Origin of the sequence: Bradyrhizobium sp. JYMT SZCCT0428 (assembly GCF_018131075.1) — a bacterium.
Classification (GTDB): domain Bacteria; phylum Pseudomonadota; class Alphaproteobacteria; order Rhizobiales; family Xanthobacteraceae; genus Bradyrhizobium.
This window is the reverse complement of record NZ_JAFCLS010000014.1, coordinates 192,862-199,062: the sequence shown is the minus strand read 5'-3', so window position 1 is coordinate 199,062 and position 6,201 is coordinate 192,862. Positions and strand designations below refer to the sequence as shown.

Genomic DNA, 6,201 nt, shown 5'->3' with positions numbered 1-6,201 from the left:
AGCGCAAACCAGCGTCCATCGCAACCCGTCCAACGTCCGTGACGACGGCCGACGCCCTTCTGAGTAGGACGGGATGGGCGAATATATGCCCCTGATTTGCATTCTGGTAAACAGAAATATTTCTTATTTCGGGCTTGACACAATTTCCGTAAATCGGAAGTGATTTGCCCGTCGGGTTGATTTGTCGCACGCGGGCCGCAAGATTCCGCTTGCGTGGGGGCGACGCACGTCGGTAGGGCGGATTGAGCCGTAAGCGTAATCCGCCGTGCCGGTTACAACTCCAATAGGCTCAGAGCGGAGACCGCAGCGAACAGCCCAAATGGCGGATTACGCCTTCCACCTCGCTCGTGGAGTGACCGCCGATGTAGTCGACTCCAATCCGCCTACCCCCTCTCCTCCTCCGCCCGGCCCTGCCCAGCCCCTCTCGCAGACGCCCCGCGCCCCCAGTTCCCGTCATGTTCAACGAGATTCGTATTGAAGCCTTGGGCTTAGGCAAATTTTAAGTCGCACGGCGTAGGTTATCAGGGTGAGTTCAGTGGTTGAGAGTTTGTGAGTACGCCATGACAGAACCCCATCGCCCGAGGGTAAAATACGTCATCGGGCCTGACGGAAGTCCATTAACAATTGCGGACCTGCCCGCGCCCGGCACCAAACGGTGGGTGATCCGCCGCAAGGCCGAAGTCGTTGCCGCAGTTCGCGGCGGCCTGCTCTCCCTCGAGGAGGCTTGCAGCCGCTACACGCTGACGGTGGACGAGTTCCTGTCCTGGCAGTTCTCCATCGACCAGCATGGCCTTGCAGGCTTGCGGACCACCCGCATCCAGCAATACCGGCAATAAACTCTCCAAACCGGAAGATTTGATGAAAACCGGCTTCGTTTTGCGAAGCTGGTTTTTTTCATGCCCAAACTTCTTCACCGACTTTAACGGTCGTTAACCATATGGAAACCATCCCCTAGGCAATAATTGCCCAGTCGGTCCCCGGGTACGAATCTGGGCCGAACCCCTGGGGGCGGTTGGTGCAAAGTCTCGTTGCTTTCCTGAAAGGCCTTGGCGCGTCGCGGCTGATGGCCATGGTCGCCGTGACCGCAGCCCTGATCGGCTTCTTCACGTTCGTCATCATGCGCGTCACGACGCCGCAGATGACCACCCTCTTCACCGACCTCACGGCCGAAGACTCCTCCAGCATCATCAAGGATCTGGAACGCCAGGCGATCCCCTTCGAAATGCGCAACGAAGGCGCCGTGATCATGGTGCCGAAGGACAAGGTGACGCGGCTGCGGATGAAGCTGGCCGAAGGCGGCCTGCCCAAGGGCGGCGGGGTCGGCTACGAGATTTTCGACAAATCCGACGCGCTCGGCACCACCAGCTTCGTCCAGAACATCAATCATCTGCGCGCGCTCGAGGGCGAACTCTCCCGCACCATCCGCGCCATCGACCGCATCCAGGCTGCCCGGGTCCATCTGGTGCTGCCGGAACGGCCGCTGTTCTCCCGCGAAATCCCGGAGCCGTCGGCTTCGATCGTGGTCCGGGTGCGCGGCAGCCTCGAACCCCAGCAGATCCGCGCCATCCGCCACGTGGTCGCTTCGGCCGTCAACGGCCTGAAGCCGCAGCGGGTGTCGATCGTTGACGAGGGCGGCCGGCTCTTGGCCGACGGCGCCAGCAGCAATCCCGAGGGCGCGAGCGGCGACGAGCGCCGCACCGCCTTCGAGAAACGGATGCGCAATGAGGTCGAGGCGATCGTCTCCTCGGTGGTCGGCCAGGGCCGCGCCCGCGTCCAGCTCACCGCCGATTTCGACTACAACAAGGTCACCCAGACCTCGGACAAGTTCGATCCCGAGGGCCGCGTGCTGCGCTCCAGCCAGTCCCGCGAGGAATCCTCGGCGACCGCCGGCGACGCCGGCCAGGTCACGGTCAACAACGAACTGCCCGGCAACCAGGCCAATGCCGGCGTCCCGGCGCGCGACCAGAGCAAGAAGAGCGAAGAAACCAACAATTACGAGATTTCCCGCGTCACCAAGACCGAAGTCACCGAGGCCGGCCGGGTCAACAAGATCTCGGTCGCGGTGCTGGTCGACGGCGCCTACACCAAGAACGAAAAAGGCGAGATGGTCTATTCCGACCGCAGCAAGGAAATGCTCGACCGCATCGCCACCCTGGTTCGCTCGGCGATCGGCTTCGACCAGAAGCGCGGTGACCAGGTCGAGGTCGTGAACCTGCGCTTTGCCGAAGCCCCCTCGGTGCCCCCGGTTGCCGAGCCGACCGGCCTGCTCGGCATGTTCCAGTTCACCAAGGATGACGTCATGTACGTCATCGAGCTCGGCGTCATGATGCTGCTCGGCCTCGTCGTGCTGTTCATGGTGATCCGCCCGCTGGTCAAGCGCATCCTGGCCGCCGAAGCCGTTCCCGCGCTGGCCGGCGGCGCCGCCCTGCCGGCGCTGACCGACGGCAGCGCCGAAGGCGCGCCCGGCCAGGCCCTGATTCCCGCCGGCGGCGCCGCAGCCTTGATCGACGTCGCCCAGGTTCAGGGCCAGGTCCACGCCCAGGCCGTGCACCGGGTCGGTGAACTCGCCGAACGAAATCCGAACGAGACCGCCTCCATTGTTCGTCAATGGCTCACCGAACCTGTCGAGTAAGCTGACATGGCCGTACCGCAAACCACCAACGCCAACGACATCACCACCGTCATCTCGGCGCTGGCGAGCCGTCAGGCGACAAGGCCCAAGGGCAAGCCGCTGAGCGGCCCGCAGCGCGCCGCCATCCTGATGCTGGCGCTGGGCGAACAATATGGCGGCAAGGTCTGGGCGCTGCTCGACGACGACGAGGTGCGCGAATTGTCGATCCACATGTCGACGCTCGGCACCGTCGAGGCCGACGTGGTCGAAGACCTGCTGCTCGAATTCGTCTCAAGGATGTCGGCCTCCGGCGCCTTGATGGGCACCTTCGACGCCACCGAACGGCTGCTGCAGCAATATCTGCCGGGCGAGCGCGTCACCGGCATCATGGACGAGATCCGCGGCCCCGCCGGCCGCAACATGTGGGAGAAACTCTCCAACGTGCAGGAAGAGGTGCTCGCCAACTACCTCAAGAACGAATACCCGCAGACCATCGCCGTGGTGCTGTCGAAGCTGAAGCCGGAGCACGCCGCCCGCGTGCTGGCGATCCTGCCCGAGGATCTCGCGCTCGACGTGGTTGGCCGCATGCTGAAGATGGAAGCGGTGCAGAAGGAAGTCATCGAGCGCGTCGAGCAGACGCTGCGGACCGAGTTCATGTCGAACCTGTCGCAGACCCGCCGCCGCGACGCCCACGAGGTGATGGCCGAAATCTTCAACAATTTCGACCGCCAGACCGAAACCCGCTTCATCACCTCGCTGGAAGAGGAAAACCGCGAATCCGCCGAGCGCATCAAGGCGCTGATGTTCACTTTCGACGATTTGATCAAGCTCGACTCCGCCTCGGCTCAGACCCTGATGCGCAACATCGACAAGGACAAGCTCGGCATTGCGCTGAAGAGCGCCAACGAGGAGGTCCGCAGCTTCTTCCTCGGCAACATGTCGTCCCGCGCCGGCAAGATGCTGCTGGACGACATGGCCGCGATGGGACCGGTGCGCTTGCGCGACGTCGATGAGGCGCAGGCGCTGCTCGTCAACCTCGCCAAGGACATGGCCGCCAAGGGTGAAATCACCTTGACCAAGAACCGCGCCGACGACGAGCTGGTGTACTGATGGCCGCGCCCGCAAAATTCCTGTTCGACATGGACTTCGGCGCGCCGGACAAGACGCGCGAGCGCCCCGCCACGCCGGCCGAGATCGCGCAGAAGATCGCCTCGGCCGAGGCCCGCGCCTATCGCGACGGCTACGAGGCCGCGCAGCGCGAGGCCAAGGCGGAAAGCGACCGCCGCGCCGCGCTGGCGCTGGAAGAGATCGGCATTGCGATCAAGGGCATCGCCTCGCGCTTTGGCGGCATCGAAGCGCGGATGGAAACCGAAGCGGTCGATGTCGCGGTCGCGGTGGCCCGCAAGCTGTGTAGCGAATTGATTGCCGCCGAGCCGCTCGGCGAGATCACGGGACTGGTGGGCGACTGCTTCTCGCATCTGGTCGCGACGCCGCACCTCGTGGTCCGCATCAACGACTCCCTCTACGAGGCCGCGCGCGAAAAGATCGAGCGGCAGGCCACCCAGAGCGGCTTCGAGGGCCGGCTGGTGATCCTGGCCGAGCCTGGGATTGCAACCGGTGACTGCCGGATCGAATGGGCCGACGGCGGCGTGGTGCTGGAGCGAGCCGCCATCGAAGCCAAGATCAACGAACTTGTCGGGCGCTACATGGCGTCCCGCGATCAGGCCGGAAGGCCGTGAGGACTGAACCATGAGCGACACCGACACCCGGGTCCCGCTGCAAGACCTCAACGCGTCAGCCGCGGAGCCTGCGGACGATCTGGCCTACAATGAAGACGAACAGGCCTCGCGCATCGCGGCCGACCTGGAGGCCGTGTTCGACGTTCCGGTCCAGGTCTCGGCGGTGCTCGGTCGCTCCAAGATGGACGTCGGCGAGCTGCTGAAGCTCGGCCCCGGCACCGTGCTCGAACTCGACCGCCGCGTCGGTGAAGCGATCGACATCTACGTCAACAACCGGCTGGTGGCGCGCGGCGAAGTCGTGCTGGTGGAAGACAAGCTCGGCGTCACCATGACGGAAATCATCAAGGCGGAACGCACCTAAAACAACGGCACGCGCATAAGCTGCGCGAACAGACGAACAGGAGACTATGATGCGGCTTCTCATCGTTGGCACATTAAAGGGCCAGCTCACCACGGCCACCAAGATCGCGATGGACAACGGCGCTTCGGTGACCCACGCCGAGACGATCGAACAGGCGATGGCGGTGCTGCGCGGCGGCAAGGGCGCCGACCTGATGCTGGTCGACGTCGCGCTCGATATCCGCGATCTGGTGATGCGGCTCGAGGCCGAACACATCCATGTGCCGATCGTTGCCTGCGGCATCTCCAACGACGCCCGCGCCGCGGTCGCCGCGATCCACGCCGGCGCCAAGGAATACATCCCGCTGCCGCCCGATCCGGAACTGATCGCCGCCGTGCTCGCCGCCGTCGCCAACGATTCCCGCGACCTGATCTATCGCGACGAGGCGATGGGCAAGGTCGTCAAGCTGGCACAGCAGATCGCGGGCTCGGACGCCTCGGTCATGATCACCGGCGAATCCGGCACCGGCAAGGAAGTGCTGGCGCGCTACGTCCACACCCGCTCGACCCGCGCCAAGCGGCCGTTCATCTCGATCAACTGCGCGGCGATCCCCGAGCACCTGCTTGAATCCGAACTGTTCGGCCACGAAAAGGGCGCCTTCACCGGCGCCGTGGCGCGGCGGATCGGCAAGTTCGAGGAAGCCACCGGCGGCACCCTGCTGCTCGACGAAATCTCCGAGATGGACGTGCGGCTGCAGTCGAAATTGCTGCGCGCGATCCAGGAGCGCGTGATCGACCGCGTCGGCGGCACCAAGCCGGTCCCGGTCGACATCCGCATCATCGCGACCTCGAACCGCAACCTGGCCGACGCCGTGCGCGAAGGCACTTTCCGCGAGGACCTGCTGTTCCGCCTCAACGTCGTCAACCTCAAGATCCCGGCATTGCGTGACCGGCCGGCGGATATCATCGAACTGGCGCACCATTTTGCGAAGAAATATTCCGAAGCCAACGGCGTGCCGCTGCGCCCAATCTCCAGCGACGCGCGGCGGGTGCTGACCGCCAACCGCTGGCAGGGCAACGTCCGCGAGCTGGAAAACACCATGCACCGCTCGGTGCTGATGGCGCAGGGCGACGAGATCGGCGCCGATGCGATCCTGACCCCGGACGGCGACCGCCTCGACCTTGCCAAGACCGCGCCGGCCGTGGCCCACGCCACCTTCGCCGCCGAACAGGTCACGCGCGCGCTGGTCGGCCGCACGGTGGCCGACGTCGAACGCGACCTGATCCTGGAGACGCTCAAGCATTGCCTCGGCAACCGCACCCACGCCGCCAACATCCTCGGCATTTCGATCCGCACGCTGCGCAACAAGCTGAACGAATATGCCGACGGCGGAATCCCGATCACGCCGGCCGGCGCCGGCGACTATCAGCGCTTTGCGGCGGCGGGCTAGCCGACGAGCCATCACCGTCATTGCGAGCGAAGCGAAGCAATCCACCTATCCGTTATGCCGA

6 protein-coding genes are annotated in these 6,201 nt (G+C 64.7%); all 6 read left to right on the top strand.

The features are described from left to right. Positions 1–560: 560 nt before the first annotated feature. The 6 genes from JQ575_RS16995 to JQ575_RS16970 all read left to right on the top strand — a co-directional run bounded on the left by JQ575_RS16995 (position 561) and on the right by JQ575_RS16970 (position 6,140). On the top strand, positions 561–836 hold the full coding sequence (locus tag JQ575_RS16995; RefSeq protein WP_002714638.1) for a DUF1153 domain-containing protein: 276 nt from the start codon (positions 561–563) through the stop codon (positions 834–836). A 179-nt stretch (positions 837–1,015) separates the two neighbouring features. Next, positions 1,016–2,632: a flagellar basal-body MS-ring/collar protein FliF gene (gene fliF / locus JQ575_RS16990; protein WP_212034368.1), complete on the top strand. Its 1,617-nt coding sequence runs from the start codon at positions 1,016–1,018 to the stop codon at positions 2,630–2,632. Positions 2,633–2,638: 6 nt separating this feature from the next. Next, positions 2,639–3,721 (top strand): flagellar motor switch protein FliG, encoded by a 1,083-nt coding sequence (fliG, locus tag JQ575_RS16985; RefSeq protein WP_212034367.1) that lies wholly within the window; start codon positions 2,639–2,641, stop codon positions 3,719–3,721. Then, entirely contained in the window at positions 3,721–4,350 is a 630-nt protein-coding gene (locus JQ575_RS16980; protein WP_212034366.1) for a FliH/SctL family protein, read from the top strand. Before fliG ends, JQ575_RS16980 begins: the two co-directional genes overlap by 1 nt. A gap of 10 nt (positions 4,351–4,360) precedes the next feature. Beyond that, the gene (gene fliN / locus JQ575_RS16975; protein WP_212034365.1) at positions 4,361–4,711 is read left to right on the top strand and encodes a flagellar motor switch protein FliN; all 351 of its coding nucleotides are present in this window, start codon (positions 4,361–4,363) and stop codon (positions 4,709–4,711) included. Between the two features lie 49 nt (positions 4,712–4,760). Then, a complete protein-coding gene (locus JQ575_RS16970; RefSeq protein WP_212034364.1) occupies positions 4,761–6,140 on the top strand; it encodes a sigma-54-dependent Fis family transcriptional regulator in 1,380 nt (459 codons plus the stop codon). Positions 6,141–6,201: the final 61 nt, after the last annotated feature.